Origin of the sequence: Paenibacillus sp. P3E, assembly GCF_001909045.1 — a bacterium.
GTDB lineage: Bacteria > Bacillota > Bacilli > Paenibacillales > Paenibacillaceae > Paenibacillus_AQ > Paenibacillus_AQ helianthi.
Genome location: NZ_LVWH01000014.1, coordinates 72743 through 96004, shown reverse-complemented (window position 1 = coordinate 96004; position 23262 = coordinate 72743). Strand labels below are relative to the sequence as shown.

At 52.7% G+C, this 23262-nt stretch carries 19 protein-coding genes; 7 read left to right on the top strand and 12 right to left on the bottom strand.

The window, feature by feature from the left end; all coding sequences use genetic code 11:
- Positions 1–293 precede the first annotated feature (293 nt).
- From A3842_RS03685 to A3842_RS03675, 3 genes are read left to right on the top strand one after another with little or no spacing between them, the layout of a single operon-like run.
- Positions 294–1310, top strand: a complete 1017-nt coding sequence (locus A3842_RS03685; protein WP_074100477.1) for an ABC transporter ATP-binding protein — start codon at positions 294–296, stop codon at positions 1308–1310.
- 18 nt (positions 1311–1328) lie between these two features.
- Positions 1329–2135: an ABC transporter permease gene (locus tag A3842_RS03680; protein WP_074087246.1), complete on the top strand. Its 807-nt coding sequence runs from the start codon at positions 1329–1331 to the stop codon at positions 2133–2135.
- Between the two features lie 18 nt (positions 2136–2153).
- Positions 2154–2951, top strand: coding sequence for an ABC transporter permease (locus A3842_RS03675; RefSeq protein ID WP_074100476.1), 798 nt, complete (start codon positions 2154–2156; stop codon positions 2949–2951).
- A 167-nt stretch (positions 2952–3118) separates the two neighbouring features.
- Here the strand turns inward: A3842_RS03675 and A3842_RS03670 are convergent, their stop codons facing one another.
- The gene (locus A3842_RS03670; RefSeq protein ID WP_074100475.1) at positions 3119–6121 is read right to left on the bottom strand and encodes an efflux RND transporter permease subunit; all 3003 of its coding nucleotides are present in this window, start codon (positions 6119–6121) and stop codon (positions 3119–3121) included.
- A 267-nt stretch (positions 6122–6388) separates the two neighbouring features.
- Positions 6389–6712 carry an L-rhamnose mutarotase gene (locus A3842_RS03665; protein WP_074100474.1) on the bottom strand — a complete coding sequence of 108 codons (324 nt, stop codon included), beginning with the start codon at positions 6710–6712 and terminating at the stop codon, positions 6389–6391.
- A 311-nt stretch (positions 6713–7023) separates the two neighbouring features.
- Here A3842_RS03665 and A3842_RS03660 point away from each other — a divergent pair, with 311 nt between their 5' ends.
- Positions 7024–7416: a hypothetical protein gene (locus A3842_RS03660; protein ID WP_074100473.1), complete on the top strand. Its 393-nt coding sequence runs from the start codon at positions 7024–7026 to the stop codon at positions 7414–7416.
- A gap of 80 nt (positions 7417–7496) precedes the next feature.
- On the opposite strand, the gene A3842_RS03655 is transcribed toward A3842_RS03660, so the two are convergent.
- The 3 genes from A3842_RS03655 to A3842_RS03645 are packed head-to-tail and all read right to left on the bottom strand — an operon-like array spanning position 7497 to position 10774.
- The gene (locus tag A3842_RS03655) at positions 7497–8657 is read right to left on the bottom strand and encodes an ABC transporter permease (protein WP_074100472.1); all 1161 of its coding nucleotides are present in this window, start codon (positions 8655–8657) and stop codon (positions 7497–7499) included.
- A complete protein-coding gene (locus tag A3842_RS03650) occupies positions 8650–9819 on the bottom strand; it encodes an ABC transporter permease (protein ID WP_074100471.1) in 1170 nt (389 codons plus the stop codon). The genes A3842_RS03655 and A3842_RS03650 overlap by 8 nt, the downstream gene beginning before the upstream one ends.
- 19 nt (positions 9820–9838) lie before the next feature.
- Positions 9839–10774 (bottom strand): ABC transporter ATP-binding protein, encoded by a 936-nt coding sequence (locus A3842_RS03645; protein ID WP_074087253.1) that lies wholly within the window; start codon positions 10772–10774, stop codon positions 9839–9841.
- Between the two features lie 168 nt (positions 10775–10942).
- Here A3842_RS03645 and A3842_RS03640 point away from each other — a divergent pair, with 168 nt between their 5' ends.
- Positions 10943–12106, top strand: coding sequence for a sensor histidine kinase (locus A3842_RS03640; protein WP_083609463.1), 1164 nt, complete (start codon positions 10943–10945; stop codon positions 12104–12106).
- Between the two features lie 41 nt (positions 12107–12147).
- Entirely contained in the window at positions 12148–12804 is a 657-nt protein-coding gene (locus A3842_RS03635) for a response regulator transcription factor (protein WP_074087255.1), read from the top strand.
- An 84-nt stretch (positions 12805–12888) separates the two neighbouring features.
- Here the strand turns inward: A3842_RS03635 and A3842_RS03630 are convergent, their stop codons facing one another.
- The 5 genes from A3842_RS03630 to ftsE form a co-directional block, all read right to left on the bottom strand.
- A complete protein-coding gene (locus A3842_RS03630; protein ID WP_371915980.1) occupies positions 12889–14208 on the bottom strand; it encodes a PDZ domain-containing protein in 1320 nt (439 codons plus the stop codon).
- 101 nt (positions 14209–14309) lie between these two features.
- Entirely contained in the window at positions 14310–15779 is a 1470-nt protein-coding gene (locus tag A3842_RS03625) for a S41 family peptidase (RefSeq protein ID WP_074100469.1), read from the bottom strand.
- Between the two features lie 182 nt (positions 15780–15961).
- A complete protein-coding gene (locus A3842_RS03620) occupies positions 15962–17275 on the bottom strand; it encodes a murein hydrolase activator EnvC family protein (protein WP_074100468.1) in 1314 nt (437 codons plus the stop codon).
- Between the two features lie 62 nt (positions 17276–17337).
- Positions 17338–18252 (bottom strand): permease-like cell division protein FtsX, encoded by a 915-nt coding sequence (gene ftsX / locus A3842_RS03615; RefSeq protein ID WP_074087258.1) that lies wholly within the window; start codon positions 18250–18252, stop codon positions 17338–17340.
- Positions 18242–18928, bottom strand: a complete 687-nt coding sequence (ftsE, locus tag A3842_RS03610) for a cell division ATP-binding protein FtsE (RefSeq protein ID WP_074087436.1) — start codon at positions 18926–18928, stop codon at positions 18242–18244. Before ftsE ends, ftsX begins: the two co-directional genes overlap by 11 nt.
- A 314-nt stretch (positions 18929–19242) precedes the next feature.
- Between ftsE and A3842_RS03605 the strand changes: the two genes are divergently transcribed.
- A complete protein-coding gene (locus A3842_RS03605) occupies positions 19243–20667 on the top strand; it encodes a VanW family protein (RefSeq protein ID WP_074100467.1) in 1425 nt (474 codons plus the stop codon).
- Positions 20668–21027: 360 nt separating this feature from the next.
- Here the strand turns inward: A3842_RS03605 and pilO are convergent, their stop codons facing one another.
- Together pilO and pilM are read right to left on the bottom strand one after the other, a co-directional pair.
- A complete protein-coding gene (gene pilO / locus A3842_RS03595) occupies positions 21028–21642 on the bottom strand; it encodes a type 4a pilus biogenesis protein PilO (protein WP_074100465.1) in 615 nt (204 codons plus the stop codon).
- The gene (gene pilM, locus A3842_RS03590; protein ID WP_074100464.1) at positions 21626–23251 is read right to left on the bottom strand and encodes a pilus assembly protein PilM; all 1626 of its coding nucleotides are present in this window, start codon (positions 23249–23251) and stop codon (positions 21626–21628) included. The genes pilO and pilM overlap by 17 nt, the downstream gene beginning before the upstream one ends.
- Positions 23252–23262: the final 11 nt, after the last annotated feature.

Below are 23262 nucleotides of genomic sequence, written 5' to 3'. Positions count from 1 at the left end.
AGAGACAATTGACAGGGGCTAATCTTACGAATGAACGTTGAAAAATATGAGATCAGAACAAAATGAAACCTGCTAAAAGGAGCAGCCTAGTTAAGCAATGCAGAGGTATACAAAAAATATTAAAGCGGCTAACCCGGGTCTGTAATCCAGCCTGCGGCTAGCCTTTTGTTCATCATTCGTCATAATCTTATAAATTTTTTTACCGTCCGACCTAAACCGATAGTTTTCGACATCAGGCCGGTGCTATATTTGTTTATACGTCTTTGGAAGTTAGGAATGAAGGAGGTCTATACTTGAGTATTATTGAAGCCCGCGGGCTGTCCAAATCGTTCATGCAGGCGGTGAAAGAGCCAGGCCTGGCGGGAGCCGTCAAGCATCTGTTCATCCCGAAGCATATCGAGAAGATCGCGGTGCAGCCGCTGAATCTGAGTGTGGAAGCCGGCGAGACGGTGGCCTATGTGGGGCCGAACGGTGCAGGCAAATCCACCACGATCAAAATGCTGACAGGCATCCTCATGCCCTCTGCAGGCAGCATTTCTGTAAACGGTATCAATCCTTATAAGAAAAGAATGGAGAACGCCGCGCAGATCGGAGCCGTGTTCGGACAACGCACGCAGCTGTGGTGGGATATTCCGATTGTGGAATCCTTTTCGCTGCTGAAGGATATCTATCAGATCCCGGAGCCTGTCTATAAGGCTAATCTGGATCAGTTCACGGAGCTGCTGGGCATGAATGAGTTCATCCATCTGTCTGCGCGAAAGCTCTCCCTGGGTCAACGCATGCGTGCGGACCTGGCAGCCGCCTTACTACATAACCCGCCGATTCTCTATCTGGATGAACCCACAATTGGACTGGACGTTTCCGTGAAGCAAAAAATCCGCGAGTTCATCAAAAAAATCAATCAGGAGCAGCAAACCACCGTTATGCTCACTACCCACGATCTCGGCGACATTGAGGATCTGTGCAAACGGCTGATTATCATCGACCACGGCTCCATCATCTATGACGGGAGTCTTAGCGAGGTCAAATCCCGCTTTGCCAGAAACCGCGTGATTTTCTTCCAAGTGGGCGTGCCGATGCCGGAGCTGTACAATCTGCTCTCACAGACGCCCGGAATGAAGCTGGACCGGCAAAATGAACAGGAATTCTCCGTCTCCTTCGACCGCTATGAATATACGGCCAGTGAAGTGGTCAGCCGGGTGATGAAGCATGGCGAAGTGATTGACTTCCGCATGGAGGATGCCAACATTGAGCAGGTGATCAAAGCGGTGTACGACGGAAACCTGGACCTTAATCAAAAAGGGGAATGAGGAGGTGTGACGGCAGCCATGCCCGTAGTCAAGCTCAAGAAATACCGCAGTATTGCCAACCGATCCTTGCAAAATGTTCTATCCTACCGCTTCTCCTACGTCGTCACTTTCTTGTCTAATGCGATCAATCTGCTGGCGGTTTATTTTTTGTGGGCAGGCATTTATGGGGGCCGTGAGACAGTGGGCGGATACACGTGGGATCAGATGAAAACCTATCTGCTAGTCACTTTCCTGGCCAACTCTGTGCTGTCCTGGTACTCGGAAACCGCGATTTCCGGAAAAATCCTCGATGGCAGCGTTGCCGTAGACTTGCTGAAGCCCATTGATTTTCAAACGGCCCGTTTCTCCGAAACGCTGGGCACAAGCCTGCTGGAAGGCGGCATAAGTACGATTATTCTCGTGATTTTCTCCTTCTTCATTTCCGGCCTGGCCCTCCCCCATTCTGCGCTCGTCTATGTGCTGTTCGCGCTCAGTCTGCTGGGGGCCATTGCGGTGAAATTCGGCGTGGTGTATCTTGCAGCCTTGCTGTGCTTTTGGTCCACTGGCTCCATGGGCATTGTCTGGACCCGGATTGCCCTAACCAATCTGCTATCCGGAGCTTTGGTGCCTTTGGCCTTTTTCCCCGGCTGGCTGGAACGGACAGCACTGCTGCTTCCGTTTCAGAGTATTATCCACACGCCGACTATGATTTTTCTGGAGCAGGCCGGTACCTTGGAGAGTCTGAAGCTGATCGGGATTCAATGCTTCTGGGGAGCAGCGCTCTGGATCGCCGGGAAATTCATGTGGAACTGGGCGGTCCGTCAGGTGACTATTCATGGAGGTTAGGCGGAAGGAGGAGTGGTAATGACGTTGTCACGAATGTTCTATCTATATAAAAGGCTCTATGTGCAGCAGCTAAAAGCAATCCTGGAATACAATAAGGACTTTTACATCTTAATGTGTTCCGCCGCTCTGACCCAGGTGCTTGGGTTTGTGTTCCTGTGGGTGATCTATGACCGGATTCCCGATATTAACGGCTGGCAGTTCTGGGAGGTTACCTTCATGTATGCGATGATTTTTCTGACGGAAGGCATTGGCTCTTTATTCTTCGAGGGCACCTGGCGTTTGGGAAGATTGGTCAATCAAGGCGAACTGGACCGTTATCTGCTGCGGCCGGTGCCAGTTGTGCTTCAGGTCTTCTGTACGGGGATCGGTATTAATGGCCTTGGCAATCTGCTCATCGGCGGAGTGATTATCTGGCAATCGCTGGTTCACAGCCATATCCAGTGGAGCTTCGCCAAAGTGGTTATCCTTATTCTGCTGCTTTTGACGGCGGTTATCATTCGTGTATCGATCAATCTGGCCGGAAACTCGGCGGCCTTCTGGATTCGCAATGCCGGGAATGCCTTTCCGCTGATGGTGCATAATTTGGCCGATTTGGCCAAGTATCCGGTCACTTTGTTTCCGCAGGCAGTGCGGGTGTTTATTTCCACCGTACTGCCATATGCCTTCATCAGCTTCTATCCGGCGACTTACATTTTCGGCAAAAGCGGGTGGAGCGGCTGGTGGATGCTGGCTCCCGTCGTGGCAGCGGGCAGTGCGGCGGCAGCTTATGGCATCTTCCGGTACGGACTCTCGAAATATGAGAGTACCGGCAACTAGGGGCCTCCAAGGAGACACATCGCCTCTTCGGCAGACCTTCCGGATTCCCCCGCATAATTTCATATCGTCCATGCGAAAATATGCCAAAGAGCAGTGCGGAAATCCCGCACTGCTCTTTGTATAGCTTCCTTCTTGGGTCAGGCGCATTTGCTAACTGCCAGACTTATTTATGCCGCAGCTGCAGCCTTTTGCTTCTTCCGTTCCTTTGCTGATTTGCGGAAGTACAGCAGCTCATAGATGGCCGGTACCACTACCAGCGTCAGCAGAGTTGCTGCAATCAAGCCGCCGATAACGACGATGGCCAGACTCTGCGAGACGATGCTGCCCTGCTCTGTATGACCGAACAGCAGTGGAAGCATGGCACATACCGTAGCGATAGCTGTCATTAGTATCGGACGCATCCGTGTTCCGGCTGCTTCAATGATGGCCTCGCGCACAGTCATATGCTCTTCATTCTGCTTAATCCGGTCGATCAGCACAATCGCATTCGTGACGACGATACCGATCAGCATCAAAGCTCCGAACAATGCGGTGAAGTCAGGGGTCACACCGGAAATAATCAAGGCGACAACGGCTCCGATGGCCGCGAGCGGCAGGGAGAACATAATAGCCAGCGGTGCTCGCAGGGTCTTGAACGTCAAGACCATGATCAGATACACCAGACCGATGGAGATCAGTGCCGTCATGCCAAGGTCGCTGAAGTCTCCGGCCTGATCCGCCGAAGCCCCGCCTGCGAACAGCGTTACTCCTTCGGGAAGTGTAATACTGTCCGTTTGTTTTTTGATATCCGCTCCAATAGCCGACACTTTCTTCGGATCGACCTCAGCTGTAATACGCACATAGGGTTTGCCGTCCTTATGGTAGAGCATGGCTGGCTGATCGGTGACCTCAAGGATAGCCAATTTCGAGAGCGGCTGCGGCCCTCCGGCGGTCATGATCGTAATATTTTGCAAATCCTGCTGCGACTTCGGTTGCAGCACAGGCTCCAATACCACTCCGGCAGGGGAACCCTCCAGCTCCATTTGCCCCATCGGCACCGGATTCAGCATCGCCGACAGCTGCATGGAAATTTCCTGTGCATTCGCTGCAGCCGGATTCACCTTGAACGCGAACACCTGCTTGGTATCTTCCATGTTGCTGGTGACCTTTTTTACGCCGTCTACCGTTTTTACTTTAGCGGCTACGGACTGGGCGACTGTCTTAATGGATACCAGATCGTCCCCAACAATATCAACATACTCACTGGTCGAGCCTCCACCCATCATGCTGGACTCATTTGCAGTCAGGGTTGCTCCCGCATAGGATTCCTGAAGGCCACGGATATGATCCAGGAACGCCTGCGCATCCGCGTCCTTCTTCATCATTACGGTGTATTTCACCTGGGTCAGTGAAGACACTTCGCCCCATTGCGCCGAGTCTGCGCTGTTGCCGGTCATCATGATCACGGTCTCCGCCTGCGGCTGCTTCATCAGTTCCGCTTCCAGCTGTTTGCCCTTCTCCAGCACTTCTTTCACTGGAACATCATTCGGATAGACCAATTGTATGGTTACATTGCTGGCATCGGATGCATCCAGCGCCCCCTTGGGCATAGTAACATAAGCGGCAACGGAACCCACCAGCAGCACCAGACCAAGAGTCAGGGTAATCCACTTGTGGTGCAGATTCCATTCCAGAAAACGGCCGAAGCCTCTGGATGGCTTGTGCTCCTTCAGGGAAGAGCTGCGCAGCAGCCAGGAGCTTAACAGAGGGACAACTGTCAGCGCCACTACCAGTGAAGTTAACAGGGAGTAGGTCACCGTCAGCGCGAACGGCAGCAGGAAGGCTTGCAGGCTTCCGTTCAGCAGACCCATGGGCAGGAATACAGCAACTGTAGCTATAGTCGATGTAGTGATGGCCCTTGCGACCTCGCGGGTAGCGCTGATAATCATGTCGATGGAGAAAGGCTCTTTCTGCATCCTGCGGTGAATATTCTCAATAACGACAATACTATCGTCGACCAGCCGCCCGACTGCGACGGCGACACCACCCAGCGTAACAATGTTCAAGGTAATGCCGGAAACGTCCAGCAAGTATAGAGTAACCGCCAGCGACAGCGGAATAGATACCGCCGTGATCAGCGTAGCGCGCACATTGCGCAGGAAGATCAGAATGACGATCGTCGCAAATAATGCACCGAGCAGCACTTCACGCATCATACTGTTGACGGAAGTGACAACCATATCCGCGGTGCTGAAAATAACGGCAACCTCAGCATTTTTGTTCGATTGGGTCAGGTCTTTCGCAACCTCGCGCACCTTATCGCCCACATCGACTGCATTGGCATTCGCTTCCTTGGTGATGATGGCGAACAATACATCCTTCCCGTTCGAGCGGCTGACACTTTCCTGGTCGGTCACCGCTTGAACAGCAGCTATATCCTGCAGGGTTACACCTGAGGCGACCGGCAGCTTTTTCAGTGTGTCAATGCTGTCTATGGAGGAAACCACATTTACATTCCCCGTCTGTCCGCCAAGGGTCTGCTCCCCAATCGAAGCTGATACGCTGCGTCCCTGAAGCAGTCCCAACACCTGGGATGTGGCAACGCCCTTTGCAGCCATCGCCTTTGGATCAAGCTTCACATGGACCTGCGGAGCCGTTTTGCCGTATAGGGCTACGTTCGCTACCCCATCGATTTTTTGCAGTTCAGGAATGATCTTATCTTCAGCAAGCTTCAGATTGTCCTTGGTCATCCCTTCGTCGAAGGACATCGTGAGCTCGGAGATCGGAATCATAGAGGTGTTCAGCTGTACAATGAACGGGTCCATGACGCCTTCCGGGAAATGCAGTGCGCGGACAGCCTTTTCAACCTCCTGCGCCGCATCCTTCATATTGGTTTTGCCGTCAAAATAAATATCCACCTTCGCATAGCCATCACCGGAAGTAGACATCTGCTCGGTTTTGCCCTTCACGACTGAGGTTGCCGCCTCAATCGGCTTCGTCACATTCGCCTCCATAGAATGCGCATCCTGGCCCGGGCCGAGCGCCGTAACGGTAATCTGAGGATTATCAGCCTCCGGCATAAACTCCATGGGCAGCGAAGTATAGCTGAGTATACCCACCACCAGCGCCATGACAACCAGGAGGCCTACTGCCCCCTTATTGCCGAAAGACCACTTTGTTAACCATGTCATTTCTCTTTTCCCCTTCCACTTCTGTATGAATTGGTTTCCGTGTGCCTGATCTTTATGTATTGCTGTCATAGCTAAGTGTAGAGCCTTCGGGTGGTCTCCAAAACCTCCCGGCGAAGGGTTTTTCTCTCGGTCTCTAGTCGGGGTTCTTCCCCTTCCGGAGACAGAGCAGCCGGGTGCAGCGGTAAATGCATACAGCAAAAAAAAGCCCTCCTTCCTTCGAAGGAGAACTCATTACCCGCGTATAGTTCATAAACAGAAAAGATAGCCTTACTCCAGATAAAACACTTCACGCAGCGGAACCATCGGGTTCTCCTCATTGAAATCAAAGGAGCCTTCAACCATCTCCGACGTAATGGCGTTCCATCTGTTGCAGGCATCACTCTGGGCAATGTAGGCAAAAGCCGCTTCTGTATCCTTGCATTCAAAGCAATAGAAAAACTGATTGCCATTCTGAAAAATTGAATAATTCGTAATTCCAGCTTTGGAATGCTCCTCCAGAATTTCCGGCCAGGGATTCAGGTGCATCTGCACATACTCCTCCAGGCACTCCTCTTTCACCCGCCAGGTCCAAGCCAATTTGTTGCTGCCCATGATCTCATCCTCCTACACATTTTGTGAACGTATCAGTTCCCATTCATAAGCATAAAGTTAGATTTACTTCCTGACTGTTCTTCGTAATACAGCTTGTATCGTAAGCTTCTCTTAGGTTGGTTAAAGTCTACTTTGAAACTGCCAATAATATGGTACCGCTTACATATTTTTTATGCAACACTTTTCTGGTGAGCTTTGCAAGTACTATAACCTGACTGGCTTCATTTGCATTACAATAACTACGAAGAAGGGGATTAGCGGTATGAACAGGAACAGGTTGTAAAAGACAAAGAATAGAGGGAGAACCGGCCATGCCATTGATGATGATCAACGCTGATAAAAATAACAAATATATTTCAGCAGTAAAAGAGCTTTATCATAGTTCTTTCCCCAAAATAGAACAAATACCATTTAGAAATATTTTAAAATTATGCGAAAAAGATAAGGCTGCTTTGCTGATATTTACGGATAATCATGAGTTTGTCGATGGGCAAAATCAAGAACAACGCATGAAAAGGAAGTTATTCTATTTAAATAACGGGTATACAGAAGCAGGACTTTCCGTTGAAGATAGAGGCGAAACCTATGATATGCTGATTTCAGGTGGGACCATAGGGAAAGAAGAATATCGTAAACTATTAATATTCATGATGGGAAAGTTTCTCTTTTGGTTTATGGAGCCGAAAGTAGTCCTCAATCCATGATTCAAAGAAAACAGCCCGCCGCTCCGGCGAATGACCGGATACAACAGGCTGATCATAACCCTTAGGCATCAAATACTGGCCTATGCACTGATTCCCGTCTCGTTCGGACGAAGAATGGCGGAGCCAATCGCCAGCAGAACCGCGGCCATAAGGCCCAGGATGGCAAACGGCAGCCACAGCTCATTCCACCCGCCGCCGGTTGCGGCGATATCCACTGCCTGGATCGCCCATTTCTGCGGCATGAAGTTGGCTGCTTTTTGCATATAGTCCGGCATCACTGAGAGTGGCCAGAAGCAGCCGCCCAGCATGCAGGTCGGTGTAAGAATAAGCGCGTTCAGCATGCCTGCGTTGCGCGGATTGCGGACCAGCCCGGCTACTGTGCTGGCAATACCCATGGATACGAGCATAAATGCGGCAAGCACCAGAAAATACAGATATGCGGGAACCTCATAATCATAGCGCAGCACCCATTTTCCAAGGATCAGCACAACCGCAATCTGGATGACTCCGACCATAAAGCTGCCCAGGAAGTTCCCCAGTGCAATCTCATAAGAACGGACCGGAGCACTGAACATCCGCATCATGGTCCGGCCCCTGCGGTCATCCATAATCAGAGATACTGTGCTTGTCACCAAACTCATGAGGAACATTAAGGTCATCCCTGTAATGACTCCGAGGGTTTCCCGGGGATACAGGTCATAATCCGTACGTGTACTTCCCACATGATGCTGCCCGGCCTGCTTCAGAATTGCACCAAACCCGGCTTCAGCATCCCCCGTTCCTCCGCTGAACGCATGTACGGTTTGTGCGGTTTGGAGCATTTCATTTGCGATCGTATTCACTTTCATTTTGAACATGATCGAGGTTTCTGTCGTTCTAAGCTCATAGATATTCAGCTGCGGCTGCTCTCCATGTGCTAGCTGTGCGGTGTACTCTGCCGGAATCCATATCCCCACACCACCCTCCTGCCCGATAACGCCCTCTTTGAGCGCCGCCTCATCCTTTCGCGGAACAAGCTTGTAGTCCCCGGTATTCTCCAATTCGGCAAGCAAATGCTGCCCTGCTGCTCCTGTATCCCTATTGGTATATAGCACGGTTGCCGAATGGTTTTCCATGCCTCCGGTAACCGATATAATAGCGGCGACTACGATACTTGGCAGCAGGATGTACGTGAGGAACCCTTTGCGGGAGCCGATGGTCCGCTTGACCATATTCCAGGCGATCGTGAATATTTTATTCATGGTAACCCACCTTCCGGTATGAAAAAATCGCTGCACTGAACATCACGAGACAGATTATCGATATAATGAGCAGATTCGGCAATATCTGTGACAATTCTGAATGCAGCATCATTCGGATCACCGCCTGCAACACCCAATGATTAATAGTAACAGCACCAATGGTATTCACCCAGGCGTCCGGCAACGGAGCCATCCCCCCACTCAGGAATGTCATACATACCGTGATTACACTAATGATACTGCTTGCGCTTGCCGCAGTTTTACTGAATAAACAAATCACAATGGACAGTGTCATGGAAGCGATAATCATCAGCAGACAGAACAGCAGCAGGAGACCCGGGCGATTGCCCCAGTACACGCCGAACAGCCAATTGCTAAGTAGAATAATCGCCAAGCATTGCACAATGGACACGATGCCTACTCCGAGGATTTTACCAATAAACAGCTCTGAACCCTTGACCGGCATAGAGTTGATACGGTGGAGCGTATGGTTATCCTTTTCACTGAAAAGTGAACTGGTCACCGTGATCCCGCTGTAGAGCAGAAACATAAGCAGCATGGATGCCGCGTAGAATTGGGAAGCCGTATAGGTTCTGCCCCCATTATTCAGATCGCCCAGTTTGACCGCTTCATGATCAGCCGGTAAGGAAGCCGACACCGTCAGCGCCTCTGGCCCCAGTGTTGCCACCGCTGCCTGCTTGTAATTCATTGTGCTCAGGAAGTTATCAAACGCCGTTCCCGCCACCATATTGTCCGTACGGTTCTTGCCAAGAATAAACTCCAGCTGCGCTTTTTTACCGCTCTGCACTTCACTGTCGAAGCCACCCGGAACGATTACTGCATAGCCGTACTTTCCGGCGCGGAGTCCGCTCTCTGCCGCCTGGCGGCTCTCTGCTTCTTGCGGGATAATGACCTTCTGCACCTCCGGCAACTTCAGAAAGGCTGCAATCATAGCCGATGGCCCTGCCCCTTCACCTGAAGGATTAACTACCGCCACCCGCACAGGGTCTATCTTGGCTGCGCCTTTGACACCGACCACCCCCGACAGTGAAGCGCCCAGGAGAAAGATCAGTACCAATGGCAGCAAAAACATATTCAACAGCATAGAGCGTGAGCGGAACAATCTGCGCAGCTCATAGATCATAATGGTCCACGTGTTCATGTAAGTCTTCCTCCTTCCTCTAATCCCGCAGGGTCCGTCCGGTCAGGTTAAGAAACAGGCTCTCCAGATCCGGCTCTTCAATATTCAGGGAAGCAATAATTCCTTCATGCTTCGCAAAGATAAATAAAATATCCTGCAATTGGCTTTGCGAGGAGGGCAAATACAGTTCTACCGTATCTTCGCTGAGTTCAACGCGGCTTATCCCAGGATGCTGGCCCAGCTCCTGGATCAGAGCAGGCGTGATTTGAGATGCTTTTATGACAATCTTTTCTTCATGGGCTACCCGTTCCCGCAGCTCGCTTTCGGTTCCACAGGCAATGATATGACCTTTGTCCATAATCGCTACCCGGTCACAAATGGCGGCTACCTCCTCCATATAATGGCTCGTATAGATCACTGTTGAGCCGAGCTTATTCAGCGCCTTGACGGATTCGAGGATATGATTGCGCGACTGGGGATCAATGCCTACGGTCGGTTCATCCATAATGATCAGCTTGGGGCGGTGCATGATCGAGCAGGCGATGTTCAGCCGTCTTTTCATACCGCCGGAGAAGGTGGACGGTTTATCCTTAGCCCGGTCGCTGAGTCCGGTGAAGGCCAGCGCCTCCTCGACCCGTTCCTTCAGCAGCTTGCCGCGAAGACCGTACAGCTTGCCGAAAAAGCTGACATTTTCCGCTGCTGTCATATTTTCATATAAAGCGAGGTCCTGGGGGACGAGACCGATTCGCTTTTTGACCTCTAGCGGCTGGTTCATTACGGATAATCCGTCAATCACGATATCGCCGCCATCTGCCTTGAGCAACCCGCAGATCATGCTGATCGTGGTGCTTTTCCCTGCTCCGTTCGGGCCGAGGAGGCCGAAGATTTCCCCCTCCTGAATGCTGAAATTCACGTGATCCACCGTTAACTTCTGATCGTACCGTTTCACCACATCGGTTAGTACCGCAAATGCCATTCTTCATCTCTCCTGTTCCTTATTGCTTCTATGTCTTCATTGTAGCGCAAGAAAAACGCGGCCGAAGGTACGAAAGGTCATTCTTTGGAGGTGACTAAAGTCATCTCCTGAACCAGCGGATTCTTATGTTAAGATAAACATACCAACCCTATAAAGGATGACCTCCCTTTGACCAGAGAATTGAATGTTGTGCGCTATGCACTTATTATCATCCCTGCACTAATTGCCATCTATCTGTATGACTATGCCGACTATGAGCTGTTCACCCTTCATTTTCTGCTGCTCCTGCTGATCGTGACTCTGGGCAAGCGGCTCCCGGGTCTCCTTACCGCGCTAGCCGCCGGTGTTGAATGGCTCTATACGGCCTGGCTGTGCCAGCATTACGGGGCGCTGATGATTTTCCCGGCTATTTCGGCACTGCTCTATTACTCCCGACTGGAGCGCAGGCCGGTAGTGCTTGTCTTCTTCGCTCTCCATCTGGCGGCAATCAATACAGCACTTAGCGGATCCGATCCACGGGTGTGGGTCTATACGAACCTCACCTTCCTGCTATCTGCCACCTTGAACAGGTTATTGCTGAGATCGGGAAGGGGGCGCGACGAGACCCTATTCCTCTATGATGAGCTGCGCAAAAAACATTTCCAGCTGGAAGAAGCCCGCAGCCGGCTGCTGCAGTTCAACTCCCAGATCGAAGTGGCCGCGCAAGCGGAGGAACGGGTACGGATCGCACGTCAACTGCATGACGACATCGGCCACCGCCTGATCCGGGTCAAAATGATGACCGAGGCGGCCATCCACACCCTGCCGCATTCCTCGGAGAAGGGGATGGAAATGATGAATCAGATCCGGGACCAGCTCTCGGCAAGTATGGACGATATGCGCGCCGCTGTCCGGCGGATTAACTATGGCTCTCAGCTTGAAGGGGCTTACGCCCTGGACCGGCTGCTGGAGGAGCTTGGCCGTCACACGGGCATTGAAACCTCCTACCAGGTGCAGGGCATGCCTTATCCGCTGTATCCCAGCGTTCAGGTTACACTCTACAAAAATGCCCAGGAAGCTCTAACCAACGCTCTTCGCCATGGCCAAGCTACTGCAGTATGGATCAAAGTATCGTATAGCAGACACGAAGTGGTAATGGAGGTGGGCAACAACGGAGAGCGCCCGCAAGACAACCCTCTTGCGAAACTCAGAGGCACGGGCGGCATGGGCCTGCAGGGAATGACGGAGCGGACCCGTCTGGTGCGCGGAACGCTGGAGTTTCAGCTTGAACCGGAATTCGCGGTAATTACCAGAGTTCCAATGCACAGGCCGCCCGAAAAGCTTCCCCAGTAAACTTTTCACAGACCATTCTGCCTAAAGGAGACAGACCTCTTATGATCAAAGTAGTTATTGTTGACGACGATTCATTTATCCGCGAAAGTCTCAAAGTGCTCGTTGCGCTGGACCCAGACATTGAGGTGGCAGGCGCTGCCGGAGATGGCGATGAAGCCCTCTCTTTGCTGAAGCAGCTTCCTCATACCGATGTGGTACTGATGGATATCCGGATGCCCCACTGCGACGGTGTCGAAGGTACAAAATTAATCAAGGCATCCTTCCCAAGTACCTCCGTGCTGATGCTGACGACCTTCGACGACGATGAATACATCATTGAAGCGCTGCGGAACGGAGCAAGCGGGTACTTATTGAAGAATATTCCGCCGGACCGGATCATCCAGGGTATCAAAACCGTGCATGAGGGCAATCTGCTCATTCATCCCGACATCGCCCGCAAGCTGGCGGGTTTTCTGCAGCCGGCTGCGCGTCCGAAAGAGGTTCCGGCCCGGACACTGGTATCGTACGGACTGACCAAGGCCGAGTTGGCTGTGGTGTCCTCGATTGCAGAAGGCCATACCAACAAGGAGATCGCCGCAGAGCTTTTTTTAAGTGAAGGTACGGTCAAAAATTACATCACCGATATTCTCAGCAAGTTGGGCCTCCGTGACCGGACCCAAATCGCCATCTTCTATTGGAAGAATCAGCGGGAACTATAATTTCGAAAAAAGGCCTGTGCGCCCTGAATATCAGGGAACACAGGCCTTTGGCTTGGTTCGATGGAGTATGCACGTGTAAAAAGGCTAGAGGCCGGCGGATTCCTGGTCGGGCTCTGCAGTTTCGCCTTTGGCACGTCCCAGCCTCGCTGGCGGCTGGCTCCGGCGGCCTTCTCCAGTCTTCATGGAGATGATACTGAAGATACTGGACGGCTTGGCCTCTGCGGTGACCGAGCCGTCCGGCTCCGGCACCAGTATGATGCCGAGCTGATGATGGTCGCCATCATAGATCGCGCGCTGGAGGTATTTGCTCTCGCCTTCGCGGTTCTGCACCTCCAGCTTGCAGAACGCGGGATTCATGCGCAGCGCCTCATGCAGCTGCGCGGCATCGGTCAACAGAACCCCGTTGACCTTCAGCAGGATCTCGCCCGGCAGGATGCCCAGCTCCTGCGCAGGGCTGTCCGGCAGCACGGCCAGCACCTTGCGGCCGGCTGCGGGGTGCACGAAGAGGGGGCTTAGACTGCGCTCCTCCAGAGCGCTGTACCAGCCCAGAGCTTCGTGCAGCAGCACCGCGGCGAGCGCCGCGAGCACGGTCAGCGGGCTCCACCAGGCGGCAAGCCCGCTTAACGCCAGCAGGACGATGCTGTACAACAGCAGACGTCCTGCTGTGCGGGCGCTCTTACGCCCGGGCAGCATGCCCTGGGTCATCTCGCTGAAGCCGATGATGACCGGCAGGGACACCAGGCCCAGCCCGCCGCCCAGCAGCGGGTGCCAGGGCAGATCTCCGATTCCTGCGCCCGAAGGTATCAGCAGGAACAACGGCAGCGGCCAGAAGGCCTGCAGCTGATAGCCGCCAACCACCTTGCCGCGCTTGCCTTTGAGAAAGAGCGGCGTGGCCAGCCTTGCGCCTTGCCACCGCGCCAGCAGCGCTTCGGCCAGATGCAGCAGTGCGGCCAGCACCAGCAGTGCGGGGATATCCATCTCACGCAGCGCGGTGGCGATGGTACCTGCAGGTCCGCTCTTCAGGAGACCCGGGAAGAACGACAGGACAAATTGGATGATTCCAAGCAAGCCTATGGAATAGGCAAAACACAAATATCGGACACGAAAGAGCATAAGCACCAGACTGGTGACCCAAATACAGGCCACAGCTGTACCCGTGAGCGAAATCCCCAGGGCCACAGCTGCAAGAGAAACGACGAGACCCATAACGAGACCACTCCATACCGTACGCCAGGTCTCCTGCCCCCAGCTGTGCAGCTTCACATGGATCAGCTTCCGTTCAAGCGCTATCTGTCTGCGGTAATACACAGCAATAAAAAGGATTGCAATATAGTAATAGGGCTGTATCAGCAAATGTACAACTGCTGTGCCCCAGCTTGTAAGCAGTTCCGGCATTTCATTCAAACCGTTCGTCACACTCCTTTACGTCCGGGTGGTGATGATCTGCAGCGTTTAGCGCCCAGGCCTATTCAGGTTTTAAAAAAAGAAGGCTGGAATCAGCCTTCTTACTTTTTCGACGACGATGCCTGAATTTCCTTCTGAACCTCGGCAATTCCCTTGTTCAGCTGATTGTCATTCACCGGGTCCTGAATTACTTTGATTAGCGCGAGCTCCAGTGATTCGGCGGTCTTGGCATCAATGCTGCCGGTCACCTTCAGCTTGGACGCACTCTGGAATTTCTTCACCGCATCCTTCGTTGCGGAATCGAAATATCCGTCCTTCCGTCCCGGCTTGTAGCCCAGACCGTCCAGCATCGTCTGCGCGCTCTTCACATCCGCGCTGTTCATGTTGTATTGCAGGGTTACGCTTTTGTTAATTGGTGCTACTGAGAAATAATCCGGCTGGGCCACCGCAATATCCGGCTTGATGCCCTTGCCGTGAATCCATGTGCCGTTTGGCGTCAGCCATTTGGCAATGGTAATCTTCAGCAGGCTACCGTCACCAAGCTGCTTGTCGAAGCTGGTCTGGACTGTGCCTTTGCCAAAGGAGTTTTCTCCGATCAGCTTGGCTCCTGCAGATTGCTGCAGAGCTCCGGCCAGAATCTCCGAGGCACTTGCGCTGCCCTTGTTCATCAGCACGACAACCGGGTAATTTTTGCTTGAGCCTGCAGACTTGCTAACTTCAGTGGGCTTGCCTTTCTGCTCTACCTGAACAATGGCTTTGCCCTTGGCAACGAATTGCTCTGCCATCTCAATTACTACCGGCAGTACACCGCCCGGATCATTACGTACATCAATGACGAGGCCCTTCATGCCCTGTTTTTCCAGCTTGCCAAGCTCTTCCTCGAAACGCTTGGCAGTATTCATGGAGAATTGGGTCACCCCAATGATGCCTACGCCATCCTTACCAAGCTTGGCGTATACTGTTTCCAGCTTCACATCGTCACGGGTAAGTACGAATTCTAGCGGCTCCGCAGAACCGGTACGCTGAATCTTTAAGGTAGCCTTGCTTCCCTTGGGCCCGCGGATTTTGGCTACCGCAGCATTCAGTTCCTTGCCTTCGAGCGTTTCCCCATTGACCGACAGAATCACGTCTTTGGCCTGGAGTCCGGCTTTCTCGGCGGGAGAACCCTTAATCGGGGATACGATGACGACCTTGCCGTTATCCGAGGAGACCTCCGCTCCGATACCAGAGAACGAGCCTTCAATGCTCTCCTCGAACTTCTCAGCGGTTTCCTTGCCCATATAATTCGAATACGGGTCGCCCAGTGCCTCCATCATTCCATTGACGGCACCGTCGATCAGCTTCGTCCGGTCTACGTCCTGGTAATAATAGCCCTCTATGAGGCTCATCGCGGTTCCTAGCTTCTGCGACTCTTTCTCCTGCAGGCCGCCAGACGGTACGACCGCTGCTGCCGCACTTTCACCCGCGGCTTGTCCGAATATATCCGCATAGCCGGTGACGCCCAAAGTCAGCAGGCTGCCGCACAGCAGGGCGGCGACGATCATAAACGCCGCTGTGCTTTTCTTCAACATGATGTTCCCACCGTCCCTTCTTGTCCATCTTATGAAGCCCAAGACACAGCCGTTCTGCAAAGAACGGTATCTCTTCCAGTATATGCCGCAAAGTTAATTAATATTTATTATTAAGCTGAACTTTAGATTTTCATATTAGGGTATAGTCGTAATCCAAGTTCATCTTATCTCGTTCCGCAGCCCTACAGGTAAGGCATCGGATCCACCGGTTTGCCGTCAATCCGCACTTCAAAGTGCAGATGCGGACCGGTGACGCGGCCGGTTGCGCCTGATTCAGCGATGGTCTGGCCCCGTGACACCCGGTCACCTACACTAACCTTAATGCCACCCTCGCGGATATGACCATAAAGCGTCCATACCCCGCCGCCATGGTCGATTACTACGGTATATCCATAACCGCTCCACCATTCAGCCACAATGACCGTACCGGAGTCGGCAGCATGGATGTCCGTCCCTTGCGGAACTGCAAAATCCGTACCGGTATGCATTTTGCCTACTTCACCCGTGACCGGATGTGTACGGAGCCCATAGGGTGAAGAAATCCGCACCGCTCCCACAGGAAGCAGGAATGGCCCGCCTCCACCGGCATAATCGGAGGACTCCCCGCTGCTGGCCGAACTTGAACCTGAATCGCTGCTGGCCGCGCGGGCTTTGGCTGCCGCGGCTGCGGCAGCGGCTCTGCGCGCAGCTTCAGCTTTGGCAGCGGCCGCTTTGCGTGCAGCTTCTTCCGCTTTGATCTGGTCCTTCTTATTCTCAAGCAGCGAACGAGCGCTGGCCAGTTGCACCAGCTTCGCATCCTGCTCTTCCGTAAGACCGTCCGATTCCTGAATTTCCTTGTCATAGTAGGCGATAAGCTCCTGCTTCTCCGCCTCCTTCTCCTTCAGCACACTGCGCTGGGACTCCAGATCCGTGTACAGCTGCTTGGCTTGGGCGTATTGCCCTTCGAGCTCCTGTTTCTTGGCAATGACCGTCTGCTTGTCCAGCTTGTGTTGCACCAGGAGGTCCTGATCCTGATCCACTATCATTTTGAGCGAATCCGCCCGGTCCAAGAAATCGGAAAAGCTTGTCGAAGAGAGCAGCACATCCAAGTAGGAGACCGCACCGTCGGTATACATTAGACGGACCCGCGATTCCAGCAGCTTCTCACGGGACGCCACACGCGCTTCTGCCTCATCCAGCTCGTTGGCTGTGACGGTAAGCGATTTCTCCGTGCTGGTGATTTTGCCGGAAATATCGGTCATCTCACCTTTGACCTGAACAATTTGATCCAAAACATACTGGAGATTAAGATTCGTCTTATTCAAATAATGCTTGGCTTCCTGGTTGCGTGAAGCCGCCTTATCCTGCACGGCCTTGGCATCCTGGACCTCTTGCTGCAGCTGCTTCAGCTGCTTGTCGATTTCTGCGACCGTGGTTTTTTTGGCATATCCGTCAGAGGGTTGGAATAGCGTGACAGCCAGCAACACTGCGGTCAATCCGGCAGCAATCTTCTTCAACTCGCACTCCCCGTCCTTTGTCTTGTATGATAGTCAGCTTCACCTTGATGCTGGACCAGACACTATACTTTCAGGAACTTGCGGATCGATACGGTACTTCCCCATACACCGATCAGCACGCCCAGGCCAACGAGCAGCCCGCAGAGCAGAACCCAAATATCTTCGAACCGGATCAGCTGCAGCCCCAGCATTGGATCTCCCTCCACGGAAGCCACGAGACTGCTATAGCCTACATAAAGTGCTCCTGAGGTGACCAGCGAACCGATCAGTCCAATCAGTGCTCCTTCAATAAAGAACGGCCAGCGGATAAAATAATTCGTCGCACCCACCAGCTTCATAATCCCGATCTCCTTGCGGCGGGCAAGAATCGTAACCCGGATCGTGTTGGAGATCAGGAACATCGACATCAGCGCCAGTCCGGCTACAAAAATAAACCCGATGTTGCGTACCGCCTTCGTCACTTTGAAAAGTGTTTCTACTGAGCCCTTGCCATAGTTCACCTTATAAATCGGCTGTTCTTTATGAGTTTTGTTGAGTGCTTCTATCTTCTCCGCCACAAACGGAACCGTTGTTGGCTGGATGACCTCTACCAGCAGCTTATCCGGCAGCGGATTGTTGTCTTCATCAAAGCCTTCCAACAGCTCGGCGGCATCCGGTCCCATATCCTTACGGAAGTCCTTCAGCCCCTGCTCCTTGGAGACGAACGTCACCTTGCTGACCTCCGGCATGCTGCCGATTTCATTTTCCAGCGTTTCACGCATTTTTTGGTCGGTATTCAGGGTAAGATGCACGTTGATCTGCACCTGGCTGTCCGCCTTGTTAGCGACAGCGTTGACATTAAGCACCAGCAGTATAAAGACACCAAGCACGAATAGGGAGACGACAATGGACGTGATGGAAGCCACCGACATCCAGCCGTTGCGGAATACGTTTTTGAAGCCTTCCCGCACATGCCGCAAGAAGGTTTTAAAACTCATAACCATATTCCCCTCTCACTTGGTCTCTGACAATATTTCCGTTCTCGATAGCCAGTACACGCTTGCGCATTTTGTTGACGATATCCCTGTTATGTGTCGCCATAACAATGGTTGTCCCGCGAAAATTAATTTCGTCCAGCAGCTGCATGATTCCCCACGATGTCTCGGGGTCGAGGTTGCCGGTAGGCTCGTCCGCAATAATGACGGCAGGGTTATTGACAATCGCCCGGGCAATGGCAATCCGCTGCTGTTCCCCGCCTGACAGCTGCGAGGGCTCACGGTTCGCTTTGCTGCGAAGGCCGACTAATTCGAGCACTTCAGGGACGCGTTTTCGGATCACCTTCTTCGGAGCTTCGATAACCTCCATCGCAAACGCAACATTCTCATAGGCCGTCAGCTTCGGCAGCAAACGGAAATCCTGGAAGACTACCCCGATGTTCCGGCGGACATAAGGGATTTTGCGCGGCTTCAGCTTGCCTATATTGAACCCGCCTACCGAGATCTGGCCCTTGGTCGGCGTTTCTTCTCTATAAATTAATTTCATAAACGTTGATTTGCCGGCACCGGACGGCCCGACGACGTATACGAACTCATTGCGGTCGATCTTGACGGATACGCCTTGAAGCGCATGGGTTCCGTTCGGATAGGTCTTCCACACATCCTGCATTTCGATCACTTCATCACTTCCCGATTCTGACATATTCCGCTGCAAACCGCAGAAGCTTCCATAAACTGCATGAATACCGCAGGCGTATCTATTGTAACAAATCCGTTACTGCTTGAGTACCCGAAAGTTTTTCGGATATCGCACATATACATAAAAAGAGTCCATAACCATCTGAAAAGCTGTATTTCTTCGTAGTATAAAACAGGTCTCTTCGCCGGTCCTCCCTATTCATATATATCGGCTATAAAGACCGTTCATTAAGCCTGTTACCCCTGGCCTGCGCCTTCGTTAGCGCAAATCCGCCCAACAGAAGGAGAACATTCATGAAAACGATCCACGCCGCCCTCATTGCGGTAATTGGCCTGCTCCTGGCTGGCTCACTTATTGCCGGAGGACTTCATTTATATGGCAATCAGCGCACACTGCCCCCAAAGACCCTTTTGGCCGGATGGGATGTTGGTGGCATGAAGATTGCCGAGGTGCGAACCGGAATTGCCTCCAGGCTGAAAGCACTGGAAGTGCTGCCTCTGGTGCTGAAAGCTGAACCAAATACCGAACTCCCGGTTACGCTACAGCAGGCTGGTATAACGTATGAGGCAGAGGATTTTCTCCATGGGCTGGACACGCTCTCCGGGGGAGGACTGCTGGATCGGGTACGCGCCCGCTGGGGCTTTTCCCGCAGCTGGGAGCTCGGGGTTCATCTGGACCTTGCGGTGCTGCAGAAAAGTCTGAGCCCGGCCTGGGAAAAAGAAACCTTCGGGGTTCCCGTGAACGCTGAGCGGCGCATCACCGCAGATGACCGTGTGGTGTATACGCCTGAGAAAACCTCCTATGAGGTGGATTGGCATGCGCTGGTGCTCACCCTGCAGGCGGCGGTGCCCGTGTCATTCCGTAGTGTAGACCGCCTTACGGGCAAACAGATCCTGCTTGAAGTTCCACTTAGCACACAGCAGCCGGAGATCACGCTGAGGGCACTGAAGGAGCAGGGCATTGAGCGGAAGATTTCGCAGTTCAGCACCTCTCTCGGCGCCAGCGGACCCGGTCGCACCTTCAATGTAGAGGCTGCCGCTCAAGCAGTCAACGGTACCATGCTTCCTCCTGGCGCTGTTTTTGATTATGGCAAAGCCATCCAGAAGGCCCAGGCAGATACCGGCTTCCGCGAAGCGCCCGTCATTGTTAACGGCAGGCTTCAGCCCGGTACAGGCGGGGGCATCTGCCAGGTATCCAGCACGCTGTATAATGCTGCACTGCGTTCAGGCCTAGAAATCGTGGAGCGGCGCAATCATTCCCTGCCGGTGGGCTATCTGCCTAAAGGGCAGGATGCCACCTTTTCCGAAGGCAATATCAACTTCCGCTTCCGCAACAACACCGGCAAATACCTGATTATCCATGCTGCTGTCCAAGGGCGCGCCTTAACCGTGAAGCTGTTCGGCACGTTCCCGAAGAATGTTACCTTCCTTGTCCAGTCCCGGACCATAGAGGTACTTACACCTGCCGACAAATACGTGAGCGACCCTTCACTTCCGCGCGGCGGCACCCGGATTCTCCAGAACGGGAAAACCGGCTATATCGTTGAAACGCACATCACCCGTCTCGTGGACGGCAAAGCCGTAGAGAAGAAGCTTCTCTCCCGTGACACTTACTACGCGCAGAAACGCATCATCGCCATCAACCGGGGCGGCATGGGCAAGTCCATCCAGCCCGATTCACGCAAGCAGCCACTGGTAGAGGATGGGGTGCGGGGATGAATGGAATGGGGCGAATGGTACATGAAGTACTTGCTGCTGGGCCCCTTCCTGCAGCAAAAAGACGGCCCGGACATTTAGGGTCCGGCCGTCTTTTTGGAAAGATAAGACTTTATAGGCCTCTGTTCATCTCAGAACAAGGTGTCCGGAGACATGTCAATCCTCCAATATCCGTTCACCTTCTTCAGCTTCACTACTACGCTTTCGTTGGGCCCTTGACCGTTCGCCTGCGGGACACTCAGCCAGGGATAGCTTGTAAGCTAAAATACCCCATTTGTAGCCGGATGAAAACGGAAGGATCGCTGATGAAAGCAAAAAATCCGCCCCCCATTTAACTGGAGACGAATCTTGGATGCTTGGGAATTATTCAGTTGGATCGCCTGCCGCAACTTGCTGCCCGCTATTAGGAGCTTCCGGCGCTTCCTCGTAATAGGCAGTGAAGGCGATATTAGCGGATATGATACTGCCGGATGACTGCTGGAAGCTGAACGAATCCACATTTATAATGCGGGGCAGGAGCTGCAGCGCAGTCATCCAGTTGCGCACACTTGCGTAATCTCCTTCCACCAGCGCTGTCATTTTCAACTGCTTCACCGTAGGAAAAGCGGCTTGGGATGCGCCTGTCATTTCCTGTATCGGATTGCCCACACCCACTGCAAAGCCGATATCCTTAAGCCTGGCATTCGTAAGCGTACCGATGGATCTCAGGTCCAGGATAAGCTGTTCACTGTTATCGCCGCGTGGAAGCTGTGCGAGCAGTGATTCCTGCTCCTGATGATCCGCAGAGGAGCTCTTCAGTTCATTGATTTTATTTTGCAAAAGCCCGTTTTGCTGCTCCAGTTGGGACATCTGCAAGTTTTGTTCCTCAATGGTATGATTTGTCGGACGCACTCCAAGGATAAAAAATGCGAGCAGCAGCAGAAAGAGAACAAGAACGCCAAGCACAATGGGCGAACGGTATTTATTGATCTGTTCCATCATCCTCTGCCTCCCCTTGATTGTTCTGTTCAAAGGCTTCCTTCGGATTCCCTTTCGCCAGGTTCACTTTATACACAGCTGTGTATGATTTGGTCAGTGATGCAGAAGCTTGTGAATTCTCCTTCATATCTCCTTCGCTTAACTTCAGTATAGAAGCCTCCACGCTAAAGGACATTTTGCGGAGGTTCGCCAAATAGAGAGAAGCATCCTCCATTGCTGGCACGTTCACTGTTAAATCAATGGATGTCAGATAGATATAATTGATTGTCCGGAGCGAACTTCCCTGTGGAAGCCCCTGGGCCAGCTCGTTCAGTACAGAGACGATATTCAGCTTGTACTTCAAAATTTCATCGATGGCTGCTTTACGGTCGAGCTTTACAGAACCGCTGTTATTGAGCTTGCTAAGCTCCAATTGCATCATCGCACTCCGGTCCTGCAGTCCCTGAAGCTGCTCTGCCTGTTCACTGATCCGGCCCTTGTTGGAGGCAAAATAGATCCCTGTTCCAATGGCCCCCAGCAGCCAGATCCCCGCCAGCACCATGGCCACATAGGGGAAAAACCGCGCTTCGCGGTCTTCTCTGGGAAAAAGATCAATATGCCGGATAGAGCTGCCGAGCGCGGCCCCGGTAGCAACCCGGTAACTGTTCAGCTCAGCATCCTGTGCCGCCCCCGCTTCCAGCTGATCCAAATGGACGGGAACGATCTCCTGCTCACTTAAAGATTGGCGCAACTCTTCATGGAGCTGCCTTCGTACCGTTGAAGTGCCTGTAATTACAATATTGCCAATACGCGTACTGCCGTCATGCAGACTGTATTGATAGAAATTCAGCATCCGCGAGATTTCAGCCGTAATCTCAACCATCTGCTCCGGCGATAGACTTACTTCCATTTCTTCTGCAGCCGCCGCTGCTTCAGCTTCATACACAGCCATATCCGGGGTAAAGGCTGTCTCTATTCTGCCCTGTTGCAGATCAGCCACATTAATCGTTCGGATAAACACGGGGTTGCCGTCCCGGAACATATATATGTCCAGCATTGACCGCTCCAGATGGATCAGCATCGTTTCTGTGAATGCCTCTCCGTGAACGAGATGAATACTGCGGGCAAGGGCAGTGGCCGATATTTCGACAGTGCGTACCCGCAGGCCAGCGCTCTCCAGCAGATCAATATACTGCTGAATCGGCAGCCGCGGCGCCGCAAATACAAGCAAATGCGTCTGATCCCCGTCGAAGTCGACCCCGGTTGTAACATAATCATAGACAGGATTGTCAAAAGGCAGGTGAAGGCCAGTCTCGACCTCCAGCTTCACAAGCTGATCCAGCTGCTTCTCATTGGTGCTGGGAATGACCATCTGGCGGATGATGATTTGCGCCGGAGGGATAGCCAAAGACACCTTCGCCCCGCGCAGCCCCTGCTGCTTCACCCAAGGCTTGAGGACATCCAGCAGCGCCTCGCTGTCTGCGATCTGGTTCTCAACGATCATGCCTGTAGGCAGAGCCAGAGTCCCTTTTTTGCGGACCTCCCATGTCTTGTTGTGCTTTAAGCTGATATAGCGGACCGCAGATTCCTCAATGGATATCCCGATCGCCCGATGACCTGGTACAAGCATGTGATATTGAT